Here is an 18,486-nt window from a genome sequence, read left to right on the forward strand (position 1 = left end):
TGGCGCCTTTATTCCGTTTTCCGGAATTGACAAATCCCGACGGCGTCATTCCCGCCCCATCCCCGCCGGCGTCACAATGCGCATTGCGCCACGTTGCCGCAGCGGCCCGCATGCCGATGCGCGCTGGCCGTCCTTCCTCCGCTGGACCACTCCCCACAAGACGATGAGAACAATCACGATCAACGGCAAGCCGCATTCGATCGACCTGCCGGACGACGCCCCCCTGCTATGGGCGGTGCGCGACCACCTCGGCATGACCGGCACCAAGTTCGGCTGCGGCATGGCGCTGTGCGGCGCCTGCACCATGCACCTGGACGGGCAGCCCATCCGCTCGTGCGTGACGCCGATCTCGGCGGTCGCAGGCAAGAAGATCACCACCATCGAGGGCCTGTCGGCGGACAAGACCGGCCAGGCGCTGCAGGCGGCCTGGGAGGAATTCGGCGTGCCACAGTGCGGCTACTGCCAGGCGGGCCAGCTGATGTCCGCCACGGCACTGCTCCACGCCAACCCCCACCCGACCGAAGCCGATATCGACGGCGCCATGAGCGGCAATATCTGTCGCTGCGGCACCTATACCCGCATTCGCGCGGCCATCCAGCACGTGGCCAAGTCCAATGTGGCGGGCGCCAAGGCCGGTGGCAAGGCCACCGGCACCGCCGGCAAGCGGAGCGCCAAATGAACGCCCGCGACGCACTCACGACGGCCGCGGACGGCAGCCCGCAATCGGCAGCGCGCCGCCGCTGGCTCAAGGGCATGGGCGCCATCGCCGGGCTGACGCTCACGGTGGGCCTGGACGGCGTCGTGCTGGCCGCCGACGAACCCAAGAAATACGGTCGCGACGGCATGCCCGGCGGCGCGGTGGACAGCCCGCTGGTGTTCCTGTCCATCGGCGAGGACGGCCAGGTCTCCATCGTCTGCCACCGCTCCGAGATGGGCCAGGGCGTGCGCACCAGCCTGCCGATGGTGGTGGCCGACGAACTCGAGGCCGACTGGGCCCGGGTGCGCGTGGTGCAGGCGCCCGGCGACGAAGCGCGCTACGGCAGCCAGAACACCGACGGCTCGCGCAGCGTGCGGCATTTCTTCGAGCCGATGCGGCACGTGGGCGCAAGTGCCCGCGCCATGCTGGAAACCGCCGCGGCGGCGCGCTGGGGCGTGCCGGTGAGCGAGGTGCAGGCGCGCAACCATGCGGTGGTGCACGCCGCGAGCGGCAGGAGCCTGGGCTACGGCGCGCTGGCGAAGGACGCCGCGCGCCTGCCGGTGCCGGCACCCGCCAGCCTCAAGCTCAAGGACCCCGCGCAGTTCCGCTATATCGGCAAGGACAGCACGCGCAGCATCGACGGGCATGACATCGCCACTGGCCGCGCGCAATATGGCATCGACGTGCGCCTGGACGGCATGCTCTACGCCGTGGTGGCGCGCCCGCCGGTGTTCGGTGGCAAGGTCGCCAGCTTCGATGCCGCGCAGGCGATGAAGGTGCCCGGCGTGGTCAAGGTGCTGGAAATCGCCGGCAGCCCCGCGCCCGCGCTGTTCCACCCGCTCGGCGGCGTGGCGGTGATCGCCACCAATACCTGGTCGGCCATCAAGGGCCGCGAGGCGCTCAAGATCCAGTGGAACGACGGCCCCAACGCCAGCTATGAGTCCGCTGCTTTCCGCGCCACCATGGAAAAAGCCGCCAGCCAGCCCGGCAAGGTCGTGCGCAACCAGGGCGACGCCATGGCCGCGCTGGCCGGCCCCGGCAAACACGTCACGGCGCAGTACTACCTGCCGCATCTGGCCCATGCCACCATGGAGCCGCCGGTGGCCACCGCGCGCATCGCAGGCGGCAAGTGCGAGGTATGGACCTCCGTGCAGGCACCGCAGGCCACGCGCGAGACCGTGGCCGGGCATCTCGGCCTCAAACCCGAGGACGTCACCGTGCACGTGACGCTGCTGGGCGGCGGCTTCGGCCGCAAGTCCAAGCCGGACTTCGCCGCTGAAGCCGCGCTGCTGTCGAAGGCCATGGACGGCAAGCCGGTCAAGGTCACGTGGACGCGCGACGACGACCTGCACCACGATTACTTCCACACCGTCTCCGTCGAGCACATGGAAGCCATGCTGTCCGCCGACGGCCGCGCGCAGGCCTGGCTGCACCGCACCGCGGCTTCCACCATCGCCTCGATCTTCGCTGCCGGCGCCAGGAACGAAGCGGCGTTCGAGCTCGGCATGTCGGCCGTCAACATGCCCTTCGACATCCCCAACGTGCGCGTGGAGAACCCTGAGGTGGAGGCGCACACGCGCATCGGCTGGTTCCGTTCGGTATCCAACGTGCCGCACGCGTTCGCCGTGCAGTCGTTCGCGGCCGAACTGGCCGCCGCGGCCGGGCGCGATCACCGCGACTACCTGCTCGCGCTGCTGGGACCGGACCGCAAGGTCGACCCGACGCAACTGTCCGATACGTGGAACTACGGCGAGTCGCCGCAGCAGTATCCGCTCGATACTGCCCGGCTGCGCAACGTGATCGAACTGGCCACGCGCGAAGCCGGCTGGGGCAGGAAGCTGCCCAAGGGCCGCGGCCTCGGCCTGGCGGTTTGCTACAGCTTCGTGACCTATGTTGCGGCGGTGATCGAGGTGGCGGTGAGCGATGATGGCGGCATCAGCGTGCCGCGCATCGATATGGCGGTGGATTGCGGCGCGCAGATCAACCCGGACCGCATCCGCTCGCAGGTCGAAGGCGCCTGCATCATGGGCATCAGCCTCGCCACCACGGGCGAGATCACCTTCAAGGATGGACGTGCCCAGCAGGACAACTTCCACCAGTACGAAGTGATGCGCGCCCCGGCCGCACCGCGCGCCATCCACGTGCACCTGGTGCCGGGCAGCTTCGACGCGCCGCTCGGCGGCGTCGGCGAGCCCGCGGTGCCGGTCATCGCGCCGGCGCTGTGCAACGCCATCTTCGCGGCCACCGGCAAGCGCATCCGCGCGCTGCCGATCCGCGAGCAGCTCAAGGCGTAAGCCCCGCTGCGCGTGGCGGCGGGCCGGGCGGGAGATCACCCCGCCCGGCCCGTTTTCATTTCTGGCGCCGGCCTTTGAGCTGCCGGCACCGCTCCAGCAGCCGCAGCACCGCGGGGGAGCGCTCGTTGCGGCGATGGATCACCGCCAGGTGGGACAGCACATCGTTGCGCGCGAGCGGCTTGAATACCACGTCCGGCGGCGCGAACGCGCGCATGGAGGCCGGGATGAACGCCACGCCGAAGCCCGCCGCCACCATGCTGATGATGGTCGCCATCTGCCGCGACAGCGCCTCCACGCGCGGCTGGAAGCCGGCCTGGCCGCAGATGGCCAGCGTAATGGCGTAGAAGCCGGTGCCGTGTTCCGTGTGCGTGCAAATGAAGGTCTCGTCGCGCAGCAGCGCCACGTCGATGCGCGCGCGCCGCGCCAGCGGGTGGGTGGCGTGCATGGCCAGCACCACCGGTTCGGCCGCGATGTCGAGCAGCGCCACGCCTTCCGGCAGGGAGCGCAGCGGCGGCCGCACGAAGCCGATATCGAGCTCGCCGCGCGCCACGGCTTCGAGCTGCGCCGGCACGTCGGTCTCGCGCATCGACATGCCGACGCCGGGATACTCCTGGCGGAAACGATGGACCAGGCCCGGCAGCAGGCCAGACAACGCGGCCGATGCCACGTAGCCGATCGACACGCTGCCGACATCGCCCCGGCTGGCGCTGGCGGTGGCCAGCTCGGCCTGGCGTACCTGCCGCAGGATGCCGGCGGCCTCCTCGTAGAACACCGTGCCGACCTCGGTCAGCGCCAGGCGTCGCTTGTTGCGCGAGAGCAGGGGCGCGCCCGCCTCCTGCTCGATCCAGCGGAACTGCTGGCTCAGCGCCGGCTGCGAAATGCCGAGCCGCTCCGCCGCCCGCCCGAAGTGCAGTTCTTCGGCCAGCGCGACGAAATAGCGGTAATGGCGGAGTTCCAGGTTCATTGGCGCCGTCTTTTCCGGATCACCGGAGTTCGTCATGATCATAAGTCTAGCTTATCAAAAATTAAGCAAGCGATACTTGAACCTATGCTGCTCCCCGACGCATGATGCTGCCTTGGCGGCATGGAGTGCCGCGGCACGGATGGGGAGCAAGCCTCGCATGGGACTGGTGAACAAACAGGTGGGCAGCTGCGGCGAGGCCCTGCACGGGCTGCACGACGGCGCCACGGTGATGGTGGGCGGCTTCGGCAGCGCCGGACTGCCGGGTGGCCTGATCGGCGCGGTGCTGGCGCACGGCGCGCGCGACCTCACGGTGATATCCAACAATGCCGGCTACGACGGCGAGGGCGTGGCCAGCCTGATCGAGGCGGGCCGCGTGCGCAAGCTGGTCTGCTCCTACCCGCTGACCGCGGGCGCCACCGCCTTCCGCGACGCCTACCGGCGCGGCGAGATCGAACTCGAACTGGTGGCCCAGGGCACGCTGGTGGAGCGCATCCGCTGCGCGGGCGCCGGTCTGGGCGGCTTCTACTGCCCCATCACCGCCGGCACCATCCTGGCAGAAGGCAAGGACACGCGCGAGATCAAGGGCGTGCAGCATGTGCTGGAGCTGCCCTTGCATGCCGACTTCGCGCTGATCCGCGGCCGGCACGCCGACCGCCTCGGCAACCTGGACTATCAACTGGCCGGGCGCAACTTCAATCCCGTGATGGCCACGGCCGCGCGCGTGGTGGTGGCCGAGGTCGACGGCATGGTCGAGGCCGGCGCCCTGGACCCGGAACGGATCGTGACACCCGGCATCTTCGTGCACCGGGTGGTCGTCACGGCAGCGGCAACGCAAAATGGGAGCGCGCAATGATGCGGTGGACCCGTGAACAGGTCGCGCAGCGCGCGGCACAGGACATTCCCGCCGGGGCCTACGTGAACCTCGGCATCGGCCTGCCGGTGCAGGTGGGCGACATGATCCCGCCCGGCCGCGAGGTTTTCCTGCACAGCGAGAACGGCATCCTCCACCTGGGCCCGAGGCCGCCGGCCGGGCAGGAGAATCCGGAACTCGTCAATGCCAGCAAGCAGCCGGTGACGCTGCGCCCGGGCGCGGCGATCTTCGATTCCGCGCTGAGCTTCGCCATGATGCGCGGCGGCCATCTGGACCTGGCCATCCTCGGCGCGTATGAGGTCGCCGAGAACGGCGATCTCGCCAACTGGACCCGCGCCGACCCGAACACCCCGCCCGCGGTGGGCGGCGCCATGGAGCTTGCCTACGGCGCGCGCGAGGTGTGGGTGCTGATGGAACACACCACGCGCGAAGGCCGCCCGCGCCTGAGGCACCGCTGCAGCCTGCCGCTGACCGCGCACGGCGTGGTGAAGCGCATCTACACGGACCTGGCGGTGATGCGTGTCACGCCGGATGGCCTGCAGGTCGAAGCGATGGCCGAAGGCATGAGCCTCGACACGCTGCAACAGCTGACCGAGGCAAGGCTGCTGGCCTGACGCACGTATCGGCGCGCTGGCGGGTCCGGCGCGTGGACTCAGCCCAGGCGCTTCACCACCGCTTCGGTGAACTGCAGGGTCGAGGCCGATCCCTTCAGGTCGCCGGTCCTGACCTGGTCCTGGTTGAGCGCCTGGTCGATCGCGCCGCGCAGCCGGACCGCCAGGTCCTGCCGGCCCACATGCTCGAGCATCAGTCCGGCGGCCAGCATCAGCGAGATCGGGTTGGCGATGCCTTTGCCGGCGATATCCGGCGCCGAGCCGTGCACCGCTTCGAAGATGGCGGCGGCGTCGCCGATGTTCGCGCCCGGCGCCATGCCCAGGCCGCCTACCAGCCCGGCGATCTGGTCGGACAGGATATCGCCGAACAGGTTGGTACACAGCAGCATGTCGAACTGCCAGGGATCGAGCACGAGCTGCATCGCGCAGGCATCCACGATGCGGTCGTCCATCTCGACGCGGCCGGCATAGTCCTGCGCCACCTCGCGCGCGGCCTCCAGGAAAATCCCGGTCAGCGCCTTGAGGATATTGGCCTTGTGCACCACGGTGATCCTCTTGCGCTGGTTCTTCACCGCGTACTCAAAGGCGAAGCGGGCAATGCGCCGGCAGGCATCGCGCGTGTTGGTGCCGGTGGAGACCGCCACGGCATGCGGATCGTCTCCCACGCCGATGTAGTAGTCGTGCGCCACGTAGAAACCGCCCACGTTCTCGCGTACCAGCACCAGGTCGATATCCTCGAAGCGCCCCGGCACCAGCGTGCGCGCGGGCCGCACATTGGCGTAGAGGTTGAACGCCTCGCGCAGCCGCACGTTGACCGAGCGGAAGCCGCCGCCCACCGGCGTGGTCAGCGGCCCCTTGAGCGCCAGGCCGGTGCGGCGGATGCTCTCCAGCGTCGCCTCCGGCAGCGGGTCGCCACCCTGCGCGATGCCCGCCATGCCGGCCTGCTGCACGTCCCAGGAAAACGGCGCGCCCAGGGCATCGAGCAGCTTGACGGTGGCCTCCACGACTTCGGGGCCGATGCCGTCGCCGGGGATGAGGGTGGCGGGGATTTGTTGGGGTGTCGGGGTGACCATTTGGGTGTCCTGTCGTTGGCGTGCGATCTACAAGAATAGGTGATGGATCGACCGTCGGCGCTGCCGGCATCGACGCTGCGCGTCCCCCCGCAACCACCGCGCGACCCGCAACAGAAACGTCACAAAACCGACATGGCATCAGCTTGACACCCCCACCCCGATCGTCAAGAATCGCAGGATCGGGTTGCCTGCAAATCGCACGAAGCAGTGCCGGGGAGTGCGGGACGGCGCAAGAATGGCGCAAGAACGGCGCAGGAACGGCGCAAGAACGGCGCGGCAACAACACAGAAGCTGCGCCAAAGCAGCGGGGAAACGGCGTAGCATCGCCAGGCAGTTTTTCCGGGCCCGCTTCCCTTGCATGGGAACAAGCGCAAGCGGCCCTCCCTATCCCAGGAGGCACCATTGCGCCACAACGCCCGCAACAGCTCCAAGCCCGCCACCGCTGCCGCCGCCAGTGCGCCGCTGCTGTCCGGGCCCGTCATCAGCCAGCACAGCGAGCTGATCGCGGAACTGATCGATGCAGCCATCGCCGCCGGCACCAAGCCCAATCCCCGCGTCCCCGAAGTGGCTGCCCTGATCGAGGTATTGGGCGCGGATATCCGCCAGCGCGTGACCAACGGTTGCGCCGAACTCGATAGCGTCCGCGCGGGGCTGGACAGCGTGATGACGCTGGCGGAGATGCAAAGCGAGAAATCCGAAGAAGCCTACGGCATGTATTGCCTGCTGAGATTGCTGAGACATCAGCTGGAAGCAGCAGCGGGACAACTCCGGCAATTGATCTGACACCGCGCGCCACGCCGGCGCGCGCGATGCTTCCGGCTGCCATCGGTTTGGCGCGTCCATTGCGCCAGGCGTACCATCATTGCTTCATTCCCAACCGCTGGTTGCAAATCATGGACAAGGCCCGGGCACTCACTCTCTTTCTTGGCGTCGTGCGGGCGAAGAGCTTCAACCAGGCGGCAGTGGAGGCCGGCGTCACACCGCAAGCCGTCAGCAAGGCGATTCGCACCCTGGAGGAAGAACTGGGCGTGCGGCTTTTTCACCGGACCACGCGCAAGATGAGCCTGTCCACCGAGGGTGCCCGGCTATTCGAGCTCGCGGAGCCCGGCATGCGTCAGCTCGACGAGGCGCTCGGACAGGTGCGCAGCAGCAAGAGCGAAGACGACGGAATGATCCGTCTCACGGCGCCGCCTTCCATTGGCGCCCGCGTGCTGGTGCCGCTGATCAGGGCATTCCGCGAACAGTACCCCGGGATCACCTTCGATATCGTCTTGAGCGACCTGTTCACTGACCTGGTCGAGTCACGGATCGATATCGGATTTCGCGCCGGCACGAGCCCCGGCCAGAATCTCGTGGCCCGGCGGCTGTGCGACCTGCCGCTGCTGATCTGTGCCGCCCCGRCCTACCTGGAAAAGCATGGCGAGCCGGGTAGCCTGGAAGACCTCGCCAACCACCAGTGCACAGGGTTCAGGCGCCCCGTCACGGGCCGCATGGTGCCATGGGAGCTGCAGGTGGACGGCAATCTCGTGTACCAGGAATTCCCCGCCGTGGCCACCTTCAACGACGTCGAGACGGAGGTCGAGGCGGTGCGGGCCGGCATCGGGATCGGTCAGCTCTCGGCCTACATGGTGCACGAGGACCTCGGGACCGGCAGGCTCGTCCCGGTGCTGTCGCGCTTCAGCAGCAATAATGTGGGCCTCTACATGTACTACCCGCATCGCAGCCACATCCCCGTACGGGTCAGGCGCTTCATTGACTTCGTGGCCGATGCCAGCCGCGGTGCCGAGCATTCGCTGTCGCAGCTGGCGGGCGTTGCGGGCGCCGCCAGCCCCACAAGGCGCACGCGGCGCCAGGCCGGCTAGCGCCATGCGCCACGGCGGATCGCGCGGCGAGATCCGAGGGCACCCTCAGGCACTTTCGCCATGCGAGAACGCTGCTAATATTGTCTGAGCCATGCATGCGCTGGCCGGAGTCGCTCCCGCGGCTTTCGGGGCTGCGCGATTCGCGGCCGCACGGCTGCGCGCCGGGACGGATGAGGGGGACGTGATGAATAAGGCCGATCCGAAAGACTTGCCACCGTCGCCACTCGCCAGCCGCCAGCACCAGCTCTATCCGCTACTGAGCCAGGCGCAGCTGCAACTGATGAGCCGCTATGGAGAGCGGCGCCACATTCCCGCCGGCGAGGTGCTGTTCCGGCAGGGCGACCGCCATGTCAGGACCTTCGTCGTGCTCTCCGGCGGCGTCCAGGTCGAACGCAGTACCGCCCTCGGCTCGCACGTCGTCGGCAAGCACGGCCCCGGCATGTTCTCGGGCGATATCGGTTCGCTGGTCGGGCGAGGCGCGGTCGCTACCGTCAAGGCCGACCGCGACAGCGAGATGCTCGTCATCGAGGCCGAGGCAATGCGTACGCTGGTCATTTCCGAAGCCGACCTCAGCGAGATTGTCATGCGCGCGTTCATCCTGCGGCGCGTCGCCTTCATCGACGATGAAGCAGGTGGCGGCGTGATCGTGATTGGCTCGCGGCAGTGTCCCAACGTGCTTCGCCTGCGCGAGTTCCTTGCGAGAAACGGCCAGCCGGCGGCTTACTTCGACATCGAAGTGCATGAGGAAGCAAAGGACCTGATGCGCCGGTTCAGTGTCCGCGCCGAGGATATTCCCGCCGTCATCACGCCGCGCGGCGAGGTCTTGCGAAATCCGAGCAACCGCGAGCTGGCCGACGCGATCGGCTCAAGCCCGGACGCACTGCACGGAAGGCACTTCGACCTTGCGGTGGTCGGCGCGGGCCCCGCCGGCCTGGCCGCCGCGGTGTATGGCGCGTCCGAAGGCCTGCGGGTCATCGTGCTGGACGCCAAGGCGCCCGGCGGCCAGGCGGGCACGAGTTCCAAGATCGAGAACTACTTCGGTTTTCCGACAGGCATCTCGGGGCGGGCGCTGGCGGGGCGCGGCTTGTCGCAGGCGCGGAAATTCGGCGTCGAGGTGGCCGTGCCGGTGCAGGTGGAAGCGCTGCGCTGCGATGGTGAAGCCGCGTTCGACATGCGGCTCGACAACGGGGAGGATATTCACGCGCGCGCGGTGGTGATCGCCACGGGCGCGAGGTATCGCAAGCCGCCCCTGAAGAACCTGGCGCAATTCGAAGGAAGGGGGATCTATTACAACGCCTCGTTCATGGAGGCGACCTACTGCTCCGACGACGCGGTGATCGTCGTCGGTGGCGGGAATTCGGCGGGGCAGGCGGCGGTATTCCTCTCGGGACACTCGCGCCACGTCCACGTCATGGTCCGCGCCAAGGGCCTCGCGGCGAGCATGTCGCGTTACCTGATCCAGCGGATCGAAGCCGCCGGCAACATCACGCTGCATACGGAGACCGAGATCGTCGACCTGATCGGCGACTCCAGGCTGCGGCAGGTGCGGTGCGTGACGCGGGGCAAGGACCCCGTGCTGCTGGACATCGAGCACGTGTTCCTGTTCCTTGGCGCGGATCCTTGTACGGCGTGGCTGGGCGATTGCGTGGCGCTGGACGAGAAGGCCTTCGTCCTCACGGGCTCGCAGGTGCCGCCCTCCCTCTGGCGGCTCGAGCGGCCTCCGCAGCCCATGGAGACAAGCCATCCGGGCATCTTCGCCGTTGGCGACGTGCGCGCCGGCTCCGTGAAGCGCGTTGCCGCCGCGGTTGGCGAGGGAGCGGTGGCGGTGCAGTCCTTGCACGAGTACTTCGCGGGCTGAGCCGCGGCCGGAACTGGCACAAGCTTGGCGCAGGCCTGGCGCGGACCCGGCGCGGCCCGCGGCCGGACGCCAGGCACTGGCAGGCGCGGGTATTACGCCGTGGTATTCAGCATCGAGCCCGAGGTGTTGCCGTTCTCGGCCAGCAGGGTCCGGGTCAGTGCGTTCATGGCCGTCTGCAGCGACGCCGAGGTCTGGGCGACCTGGGCCTGGAGGTTGCCCACGGCGGCGGTCTTGGCCTCGCGGTCCATCTTGCTGGCCTCGACTGCCTTGAGCTGGCGCAGTTCTTCGGCCAGTTGCTTCTGCAACTGGGCGATCTGCTTCTTCAGTTCCTTGACGGTGTCGGACTCGCCGCTGCTGCTGTCGCTGCTGGCGCCGCTGGCACTGGCGCCCCCCAGCCCGGCCGGGCCGGAGATGTGGCCGCCCGCGGCGGAAGCCGATGCGCCCGTGGCCTGGGTGTCCTGGCCTTCGGCCGCTGCGGCCTTGACGGGGGTAGTCGATCCGGAAGGCGTTACCTGAGGGGCAAACGCGGTGATGCTCGACATGATCAGGTTGTCCGAAGAGTTTGGCATAACCGGATCATCGGCACCCGGGCGGAGAACTTGAGCGGCTTGCGGTGGCTGCGCGCGCGGCCGCCCCCCCGGGCGCCCCCTTTACCGGTCGACAATCGTCCCCAGGTTGATGCGCACGCGCTGCAGCAGGCTGATCAGCTGGTCCCGGTCCTGCGCGCTCAGGCCGGCCAGCGCCTCGGCGGCGACCTCGTCGCCGACGCGGCGCGCCTTGTCCAGCGCCATCTCTGCCTTGGCCGTCATGCGCACCACGCGTTCGCGGCGGTCTTCGGGATTGGGCTTGCGCTCGATCCAGCCCCCCTCTTCCATGCGGTCCAGCAGGCGGCCGGCGGAGATCGGCGCCACTTCCAGCAGGTCCGCCAGCCGCGCCTGGTTCACTTCGCCGTAGTGGCTCAGGTAGGCAAGCGCATGGCACTGCGCGCGGGTCAGGTCGAGCGAGGACTTCGCCAGGTCGTCGAAACGCTTGCCGCACAGGCGGCCAACGTCCGAGACCAGGAAGCCAAAGCGCTTTTCGAGTTTCGTTTCCATGGCGCGATTGTACAAACATCTGCGCGGCGCCCCTTCAGTGCGCGGGGAGGACGTAAGCGCTTGCCACATCGGGGCGCCGCCGTATAATAAGCATGCTTATCATCCTGCCAGGCCGCCCCCACCATGTCTTCCCTAGCGGTGCCCGCGCGCGTCGAGACGCCGCTCAACCGGCCCATGATCACTATCGCAATCATGGCCGCGACCCTGATCCAGACGCTCGACAGCACCATTGCCAACGTGGCGCTGCCGCACATGCAGGGCAGCCTGTCCGCCTCGCAGGACGAGATCACCTGGGTCCTCACTTCCTATATCGTCGCCGCCGCGATCGCCACGCCGCTCACCGGCTGGCTTTCCGACCGGCTCAGCGTCAAGCGACTGCTGGCCATCTCGATCGCCGGTTTCACCGTGGCCTCGGCCTTGTGCGGGCTCTCCGAGACGCTGGCGCAGATCGTCGCATCGCGCCTGCTGCAGGGGATCTTCGGTGCCTCGCTGGTGCCGCTGTCGCAGTCGATCCTGCTCGATATCAACCCGCGCGAGAAGCAGGGACAGGCCATGGCGGTGTGGGGCATGGGCGTCATGGTGGGACCCATCCTGGGCCCGACCCTGGGGGGCTGGCTGACCGACAGCTACAACTGGCGCTGGGTATTCTTCATCAACGTGCCGATCGGAGCCTTCGCGCTGTTCGGCGTGCTGTCGTTCCTGCCGAACCGGGAGCCGGCGCGCAGCGTCAGGTTCGATGCCTTCGGCTTCATCACGCTGGGGCTGGCCATCGGCGCGTTCCAGGCCATGCTGGACCGCGGCGAACAGCTCGACTGGTTCGGCTCGATGGAGATCCGCGTGGAGGCCATCGTGGCGGCGCTGGCCTTCCTGTACTTTGTCGCGCACACCGCCACGGCAGGCAAGCTCTCTTTTTTCCGCTACGAACTGCTCAAGGACCGCAACTTCGCCACCGGCGCCTGCTTTATCTTCGTGATCGGCGCGGTGATGTACGCCACGCGCGCGCTGCTGCCGCCCATGCTGCAGAACCTGATGGGCTACCCCGTCGCCACCACCGGGCTGGTGACCGCGCCGAGCGGCGCCGGCACCATGCTGGCCATGCTGCTGGCCGGGCGCCTGCTCAAGCGCATCGACGCGCGCATGCTGCTGCTGTGCGGCTTCCTGATCTCGGCCTTCGCGCTGTGGCAGATGATGCAGTACACCATCGTGCTGTCGGTTTCGGACATCGTGTGGCCAGGCGTCATCCAGGGCTTCGGGCTGGGGCTGGTGTTCGTGCCGCTGAGCGCGCTGACCTTCTCCACCCTGGCGCCGGCGTTGCGCGCCGACGGCACCGCCACCTACAGCCTGATGCGCAATATCGGCAGCAGCATCGGCATCTCCGTGATCCAGACCCTGATGACGCGCAATACGCAGGTCGCGCACGCAGACCTGGCCGCCAACGTGAGCATCTACAACCCGGCCATGCAGTCGCTGCTGGCCAGCGGCTCGCGCCATGACCTGGCCTTGCTCAACCAGTCGATCAACCAGCAGGCCACGATGATCGCATACCTCAACGACTTCAAGGTCATGTTCGTGGCAACGCTGCTGGTGGTGCCGCTGATCCTCCTGATCAAGCCCGCCCGCCACGCCGACGATGCCACCGTGGCCCACGCCGCCATGGATTGACGCGGCGCGGCGGCCCGGTCAGCCGGCGGCGGCCGTGCGCGCCTGCCGGTCGAGGTATTCCGCCACCGCCCGCTGGAATACCGGCAGCTTGCCGGTGAAGAAATGGTTGGCGCCCGGCACCACCACCACGGGCAACTCCTGCGGCCGCGCCCAGTCGAACACCGCCTGCAGCGGCACGTTGGCGTCCTGCTCGCCGTGGATGACCAAGGCATCGGCCGGCACCGCCGGCGTGTCGTAGCTGCGCCCGCCCGGTGCCGGTCCCGCCGGCATGCCGGCCAGGACCAGGCTCGCCACGCGGCCACCGGATGCCAGCACCCGTCCCGCCACGCGCGTCTGCACATAAGCCCCGAACGAGAATCCCGCCAGCGCCAGCGGCAAGCCGGGATGCGCCTGCATGAGCTGCCGCACCACGCCCAGGGTGTCGTCCGTCTCGCCCTCGCCGGTATCGTGCCCGCCCTGCGTGCCGCCCACGCCACGGAAGTTAGGGCGCACTGCCAGGTAGCCGCGTGCCTCGAACAGCCTGGCCAGCGCCACCGGTATCTTGTGCGTGGCGCTGCCGCCGAGCAGCGGATGCGGGTGCGCGATCACCGCGATGCCCTTGGGGGCGCCCTGCGGCGCGTTGGCCAGGGCCTCGATGCGGCCGGCGGCGCCATCGAACCAGAGCGGATTGTCAGGGGAAGAAAGCGAAGACATGGGGAAGCGAAACTYGATGGATGTGGCGGCCCGGGCAGCGGATGCCGCGCCGCGAACCGGCATTGTAATGCCGGCGGCCCGCGGACGCGCCGGGGCCGCTCCTGCCTATACTCACTCCAGCACGGATACCGCTTCTCTGCCGCCGATCAGGAGGACTCCCCATGAGCGCCCCCCAAGCCCCAGCCGCACCAGTGCCCAAGCCACTGCCGCCACAGGTGGTGCCGGCCGGCTACCGGCAAGGCATCATCACCGCCATCACGGTATTGCTGGGCTTCTCGCTGGCATTCTGGCGCTTCTGGGGCTTCGAAAGCCCCGGACACTGGAGCGCGCAGGCGCTGTGCGCGGCGGTGTCGCTGGTGGCTGCCGTGTGCCTGCAGATCGTCGCGCTGTTCCGCTCGCTGCGCATCGAGGACGACCAGGTCCCGGAATACCGCAAGACCGTGCGCTGGTTCATCGCCTCCGCGCTGGCGTTGCTGATCGGCCTGTCCGGCGCCATGCTGGATGCCGCCCTGCAAGGCTGAGCGGCCGTTCACGGGCGCCGCGCGAGGGCCGCCAAGCAGGCTCGCGCGACCGCAAGTAGAATGCACATCGCCTTACCAAGACAGGAGACAAGCCCATGCCGATTCCCGCCACGCTGGCGTGCCTTTGCGGCCAGGTCGAGCTGCGCATCGCCGGGGAACCCGTCGCGAAAGCCAACTGCCATTGCCAGGCCTGCCGTGACTTCTATGCAACGCCGATGTTCGCGGCGACAGCCTGGGAACCCTCGCAAGTGACGGTGCAACGCGGTGCCGAGCACGTCGCCACGTATCACCATGCCACGCGCGCGCTGCAGCGCCAGTTCTGCCGGCATTGCGGCGAGACCCTGTTCGGCATCAACCGGCTGGGCATGTCGGTGGTGCCCAACAGCTTGTTCGCGCGGGCGGCCGGCGGCCAGTTGCCGGAAGCCCTGCAGCCGGCCATGCACCTGTTCTACCGTCACCGCGTGGTGGATGTGGCGGACGATCTGCCCAAGTACCTGGACGGCTGGGACGGCCCCCTTCACAAGGCCGGCTTCTGAGCCGCCCGCCGCCGGGGATCCCGGGCGGCGCGGCATCATTGCTAGCGCCGCCCGGGCAAGGTCATGGCGGCCACGCCCGTCACCACGCAGGCCAGCCCGATCCATGCGGCGGGCGCCAGCGACTCGCCGAGGAACACCATGCCGATGGCCACGCCGACCGGCACGCGCAGGTAGGCCTGCGCGGTGGTTCCTACCGGGCCGAGCGTGCGCACCAGGCGGAAATAGATCACGAAGGCCAGCGCCGTGGAGAACACCGACAACGCCAGCAGGGCCGCCACCGATGCCATCGACGGATGCAGCGTCCAGGGCCGGTCCACCACGACGCTGACCGGCACCAGCAGCGCCGCGCCGACCATCAGCGAACCGGCGGCCGGCGCGGCCGGCGGCAGGTCCTTGAAGCCGCGGCCATAGATCGCCGCGCCGGCATAGCAGACCGTGGCGGCCACGATGGCCAGCTGCGGCAGCAATTGCTGGCCGAGCCCGCCAAGCGCGCTCGCGCCCACGATCATGCAGATGCCGGCCAGCCCGGCCGCCACGCCAAGCAGCTTGCGTGCGGTGATGCGCTCGTGCCGCGTGACGAGCCATGTGCCCAGCACGGCGATGACCGGCGAAGACGAGTTCAGGATGGTGGCCAGCCCGGCCGGCACCGACTGCTCGGCCCAGGCGATCAGCGTGAACGGCACCACGCTGTTGAGCAGGGCCTGTACCGCGAAGCGCCGCCAGACCATGGCATCGACCGGCATCGGCACGCCCGTGGCCGCCATCCACGCGACGAGAAGCCCGCCGGCGATCAGCGTTCTTGCCGCGATCAGGGTCAGCGGTGGAATCGTGGCGACGCCGATGCGGATGAAGGTGTAGGACGCGCCCCACAGCGTGGACAGCGCCAGCAGGAGCAGCAGGTCCGCGGCGCGCCCGCGCGTGCGCGGCGGGTCGTGCGGACCACGGGCATGGCCGCTGGCAGGGTTGGCGGCCGCATCGGCCGCCGGCGTGACTTGCATGGCTGTCTCCGCAGCTGGACTTGCCTCCATTGTGGAAGCCAGGCGCGGGAAACGTTTCAACGCGTGCCGAAGGATGGATTGCACGCCGTCCGGCATGCCGGACGGCAGAGACTTCAGCTTAGTTGGAGCGGCTGCTGTCGCCGCCGAGCGGATCCACCGTGATCTGCACCTGGCGCAACACGCCCTGGCTGTCGAAGTAGCAACTGAACAGCGAGGCGAGCATGCCGTCCTGGCGGAAGCGGTAGGACCAGACCTCGCGCTTCATCAGCGGAAAATACTGGAGTGGCATGCGCGGCTTGCCGAAATGCTCCTCCACGTCGCGCTTGGTCCAGGTATCGACCTTGGCCTTGTAGATTTCCGTGTTGGTCAGCATCTGCCGGAAGTCCGTCAGCTTGCCGCCGGCATCGAAATCCGCCGCGTAGGCCTGGTAGCCGAGCGGCTGCCTGGAGTAGATCCAGCGGGTGGTGCCATCGGCCAGGCGATACACGTCGGTGGGCGTGCCGAAGGTGCCGCGCACGGCATCTTCGGGAGCGCCGATCATCTTCTGGGCCGTTTCCACCGGCTGCAGCACGCTGCAGCCCGGCAGCGCGGCCGCCGCGGCGGCGCACAACAGCCAGCCACCAAGGTATTGCGAAGGAGTCTTCATGGTTTCGATCCTGGTCCGGGTCGGCACGCCTGGAGCAGCGTCCGGCTGCGGGGCGATGGTGCCCTGGCGCGCTGGCGCCGGCGGCCGCTCCTGCCTGCAATATAGAGCATCGGCCGGCACACCGCCCGAAGCCGCGCGCGGGAAGCCATCCCGGGGGTAACCGATACCACGAAGCACTGGGCTGGCGGCTGCCCGCCAGCCACCGCCTATCGTTCGCCCAGCCGGCCGACAATACCCTTGCGGAACGTCAGGACGCACACAATGAATATCACGCCCATCACCATGGAAACCGATTCGCCAAGGGCGTTGAAGCCGTCGATACCGGTCAGCGCGCCAAGGTAGCTGCCTATCTCGCCCAGCTTGTTCTCGAGCGCCACCACCACGAAGGCGCCGATGATCGGTCCCGACAATGTGCCAAGCCCGCCCACCAAGGTCATGAGGATCACCAGGCCCGACATCGACCAGTGCACGTCGGAGAGCGTCTCGAAACCCAGCACCAGCGCCTTGATCGAACCCGCCAGCCCCGACAAGGCCGCGGACAGCACAAACGCCATCAGCTTGAAGCGGTCCACGTCATAGCCGAGCGAGATGGCGCGCGGCTCGTTCTCCCGGATCGCCTTGAGGATCTGGCCGAACGGCGAATGCACGGTGCGAACGATCAGCGCGAAGGCCGCGACGATCATCGCCAGGGCCACGTAGTACAGCGTCGTATCGTCGGACAGCGACAGCAGGCCAAGCAGCTTGCCGCGCGGAATGCCCTGCAAGCCGTCTTCCCCGCCCGTGAAGGGTGTCTGCAGGCAGATGAAGTACAGCATCTGCGCCAGCGCCAGCGTGATCATCGAGAAGTAGATGCCCTGCCGGCGGATGGCCAGCGAGCCGACCGCATAGCCGATCAGCGCCGCGCTGCCCGCGCCCAGGAGCAAGCCGGTCTCCGGGCTTACGCCCCACACCTTCATGGCGTGGCCGGCCGCGTAGCCGGCACCGCCGAAGAAAGCGGCATGCCCGAAGGACAGCAGCCCGGTGTAGCCGATCAGCAGGTTGAACGCACAGGCGAACAGCGCGAAGCACAGTACCTTGAGCACGAACACGGGGTAGGCGCCGGCCAGCGGCGCCACCAGCAAGCCCAGCAGCAGCAGGCCATACAAGGCGCCCTTCGGAAAGCGGCGGGCCGCCGCGTCTTGCCGCGGTGTGATCGCCGCGATGGATTGTCCGTTCATCATTTCTCCTTCCCGAACAGCCCTGCCGGGCGCAGTAGCAGCACGATCACCATGATGACGAACACCACGGTCGACGATGCCTCTGGATAGAACACCTTGGTGAAACCCTCGATCACGCCGAGCCCGAGCCCGGTGAAGATCGAGCCCGTGATCGAGCCCATGCCGCCGATCACCACGACGGCGAACACGATGATGATCAGGTTCTGCCCCATCAGCGGCGATACCTGCATGACCGGCGCGGCCAGCACGCCGGCAAACGCCGCCAGCGCCACGCCGAAGCCATAGGTCAGCATCACCATCAGCGGCACGTTGACGCCGAAGGCCTCCACCATCCTGGGGTTCTCGGTACCGGCGCGCAGGTAGGCGCCGAGCCTGGTCTTCTCGATGATGAACCACGTCGCCAGGCACACCACGAGCGATGCGGCCACCACCCATACGCGATAGTCTGGCAAGCGCATGAAGCCCAGGTCCGTGGCGCCTTGCAGCGCTTCCGGCGGCGAGTACGGCAGGCCCGACACGCCATAGACGGCGCGGAACACGCCCTCGATCACGAGCGTGATGCCCAGCGTCAGCAGCAGGCCATAGATGTGGTCGAGCTCGTAGATCCGGCGCAGCATGGTCTTCTCGATGACGACACCCAGCACCGCCACCACCAGCGGCGACAGCCCCAGCATCACCCAGTAGCTCAGCCCGGCGTATTCCATGCCGGCCCATGCCAGCAGCGCGCCGAGCATGAAAAGCGCGCCGTGCGCGAAGTTGATCACGTTGAGCAGGCCGAAGATCACGGCCAGTCCCAGGCTCAGCATCGCATAGAAGGCGCCGTTGACGAGCCCCAGCATCAACTGCGACAGCAGGGCCGGGAGCGGGATAGCGAATATGGTCATGCGAC

The 18,486-nt window shown here is 68.3% G+C and carries 19 protein-coding genes; 10 read left to right on the top strand and 9 right to left on the bottom strand.

Translation table 11 applies throughout. The annotated features are described in order from the left end of the window. Positions 1-163 precede the first annotated feature (163 nt). Positions 164-679 (top strand): (2Fe-2S)-binding protein, encoded by a 516-nt coding sequence (locus AB4Z48_RS13565; RefSeq protein WP_441614652.1) that lies wholly within the window; start codon positions 164-166, stop codon positions 677-679. Beyond that, complete coding sequence (locus AB4Z48_RS13570) at positions 676-2,991, top strand: molybdopterin cofactor-binding domain-containing protein (RefSeq protein ID WP_441614654.1); 2,316 nt, start codon at positions 676-678, stop codon at positions 2,989-2,991. The genes AB4Z48_RS13565 and AB4Z48_RS13570 overlap by 4 nt, the downstream gene beginning before the upstream one ends. Before the next feature lie 55 nt (positions 2,992-3,046). On the opposite strand, the gene AB4Z48_RS13575 is transcribed toward AB4Z48_RS13570, so the two are convergent. Next, positions 3,047-3,955 (bottom strand): LysR family transcriptional regulator, encoded by a 909-nt coding sequence (locus AB4Z48_RS13575; protein ID WP_441614656.1) that lies wholly within the window; start codon positions 3,953-3,955, stop codon positions 3,047-3,049. 163 nt (positions 3,956-4,118) lie between these two features. Between AB4Z48_RS13575 and AB4Z48_RS13580 the strand changes: the two genes are divergently transcribed. Both AB4Z48_RS13580 and AB4Z48_RS13585 read left to right on the top strand, forming a co-directional pair. Next, positions 4,119-4,808, top strand: a complete 690-nt coding sequence (locus tag AB4Z48_RS13580) for a 3-oxoacid CoA-transferase subunit A (RefSeq protein WP_441614753.1) — start codon at positions 4,119-4,121, stop codon at positions 4,806-4,808. Further along, a complete protein-coding gene (locus tag AB4Z48_RS13585; RefSeq protein ID WP_441614658.1) occupies positions 4,805-5,440 on the top strand; it encodes a 3-oxoacid CoA-transferase subunit B in 636 nt (211 codons plus the stop codon). Before AB4Z48_RS13580 ends, AB4Z48_RS13585 begins: the two co-directional genes overlap by 4 nt. Positions 5,441-5,478: 38 nt before the next feature. On the opposite strand, the gene AB4Z48_RS13590 is transcribed toward AB4Z48_RS13585, so the two are convergent. Then, entirely contained in the window at positions 5,479-6,510 is a 1,032-nt protein-coding gene (locus AB4Z48_RS13590) for an isocitrate/isopropylmalate dehydrogenase family protein (RefSeq protein WP_441614660.1), read from the bottom strand. 402 nt (positions 6,511-6,912) lie between these two features. Here AB4Z48_RS13590 and AB4Z48_RS13595 point away from each other — a divergent pair, with 402 nt between their 5' ends. The 3 genes from AB4Z48_RS13595 (at position 6,913) to AB4Z48_RS13605 (ending at position 10,230) form a co-directional block, all read left to right on the top strand. After that, entirely contained in the window at positions 6,913-7,293 is a 381-nt protein-coding gene (locus tag AB4Z48_RS13595; protein WP_441614662.1) for a DUF1484 family protein, read from the top strand. A gap of 110 nt (positions 7,294-7,403) precedes the next feature. Continuing rightward, positions 7,404-8,372, top strand: a complete 969-nt coding sequence (locus tag AB4Z48_RS13600) for a LysR family transcriptional regulator (RefSeq protein WP_441614755.1) — start codon at positions 7,404-7,406, stop codon at positions 8,370-8,372. A gap of 184 nt (positions 8,373-8,556) precedes the next feature. Continuing rightward, on the top strand, positions 8,557-10,230 hold the full coding sequence (locus tag AB4Z48_RS13605) for an FAD-dependent oxidoreductase (protein ID WP_441614757.1): 1,674 nt from the start codon (positions 8,557-8,559) through the stop codon (positions 10,228-10,230). Positions 10,231-10,322: 92 nt separating this feature from the next. Here AB4Z48_RS13605 and AB4Z48_RS13610 read toward each other — a convergent pair whose 3' ends face one another. Together AB4Z48_RS13610 and AB4Z48_RS13615 are read right to left on the bottom strand one after the other, a co-directional pair. After that, positions 10,323-10,799 (bottom strand): hypothetical protein, encoded by a 477-nt coding sequence (locus AB4Z48_RS13610; protein WP_441614664.1) that lies wholly within the window; start codon positions 10,797-10,799, stop codon positions 10,323-10,325. 81 nt (positions 10,800-10,880) lie between these two features. Next, the gene (locus tag AB4Z48_RS13615) at positions 10,881-11,324 is read right to left on the bottom strand and encodes a MarR family winged helix-turn-helix transcriptional regulator (RefSeq protein ID WP_441614666.1); all 444 of its coding nucleotides are present in this window, start codon (positions 11,322-11,324) and stop codon (positions 10,881-10,883) included. A gap of 123 nt (positions 11,325-11,447) precedes the next feature. On the opposite strand from AB4Z48_RS13615, the gene AB4Z48_RS13620 reads away from it, so the two are divergent. Then, positions 11,448-12,986 carry a DHA2 family efflux MFS transporter permease subunit gene (locus AB4Z48_RS13620; protein WP_441614668.1) on the top strand — a complete coding sequence of 513 codons (1,539 nt, stop codon included), beginning with the start codon at positions 11,448-11,450 and terminating at the stop codon, positions 12,984-12,986. Positions 12,987-13,004: 18 nt separating this feature from the next. Here the strand turns inward: AB4Z48_RS13620 and AB4Z48_RS13625 are convergent, their stop codons facing one another. Next, complete coding sequence (locus tag AB4Z48_RS13625) at positions 13,005-13,679, bottom strand: alpha/beta hydrolase (RefSeq protein ID WP_441614670.1); 675 nt, start codon at positions 13,677-13,679, stop codon at positions 13,005-13,007. A gap of 161 nt (positions 13,680-13,840) precedes the next feature. Here AB4Z48_RS13625 and AB4Z48_RS13630 point away from each other — a divergent pair, with 161 nt between their 5' ends. Together AB4Z48_RS13630 and AB4Z48_RS13635 are read left to right on the top strand one after the other, a co-directional pair. Then, complete coding sequence (locus tag AB4Z48_RS13630) at positions 13,841-14,200, top strand: hypothetical protein (protein WP_441614672.1); 360 nt, start codon at positions 13,841-13,843, stop codon at positions 14,198-14,200. A 95-nt stretch (positions 14,201-14,295) separates the two neighbouring features. Next, the gene (locus tag AB4Z48_RS13635; RefSeq protein ID WP_441614674.1) at positions 14,296-14,736 is read left to right on the top strand and encodes a GFA family protein; all 441 of its coding nucleotides are present in this window, start codon (positions 14,296-14,298) and stop codon (positions 14,734-14,736) included. A 41-nt stretch (positions 14,737-14,777) separates the two neighbouring features. Here AB4Z48_RS13635 and AB4Z48_RS13640 read toward each other — a convergent pair whose 3' ends face one another. The 4 genes from AB4Z48_RS13640 to AB4Z48_RS13655 form a co-directional block, all read right to left on the bottom strand. Further along, positions 14,778-15,734 carry a DMT family transporter gene (locus AB4Z48_RS13640; protein ID WP_441614676.1) on the bottom strand — a complete coding sequence of 319 codons (957 nt, stop codon included), beginning with the start codon at positions 15,732-15,734 and terminating at the stop codon, positions 14,778-14,780. 118 nt (positions 15,735-15,852) lie between these two features. Continuing rightward, entirely contained in the window at positions 15,853-16,380 is a 528-nt protein-coding gene (locus tag AB4Z48_RS13645) for a hypothetical protein (protein ID WP_441614678.1), read from the bottom strand. Positions 16,381-16,586: 206 nt separating this feature from the next. Beyond that, positions 16,587-17,597, bottom strand: a complete 1,011-nt coding sequence (locus AB4Z48_RS13650) for a branched-chain amino acid ABC transporter permease (RefSeq protein ID WP_441614680.1) — start codon at positions 17,595-17,597, stop codon at positions 16,587-16,589. Further along, positions 17,597-18,481 carry a branched-chain amino acid ABC transporter permease gene (locus AB4Z48_RS13655; protein ID WP_441614682.1) on the bottom strand — a complete coding sequence of 295 codons (885 nt, stop codon included), beginning with the start codon at positions 18,479-18,481 and terminating at the stop codon, positions 17,597-17,599. Before AB4Z48_RS13655 ends, AB4Z48_RS13650 begins: the two co-directional genes overlap by 1 nt. Positions 18,482-18,486 lie beyond the last annotated feature (5 nt).

Source organism: Cupriavidus sp. 2TAF22, assembly GCF_052115045.1.
In the GTDB taxonomy this organism is placed as follows: domain Bacteria; phylum Pseudomonadota; class Gammaproteobacteria; order Burkholderiales; family Burkholderiaceae; genus Cupriavidus.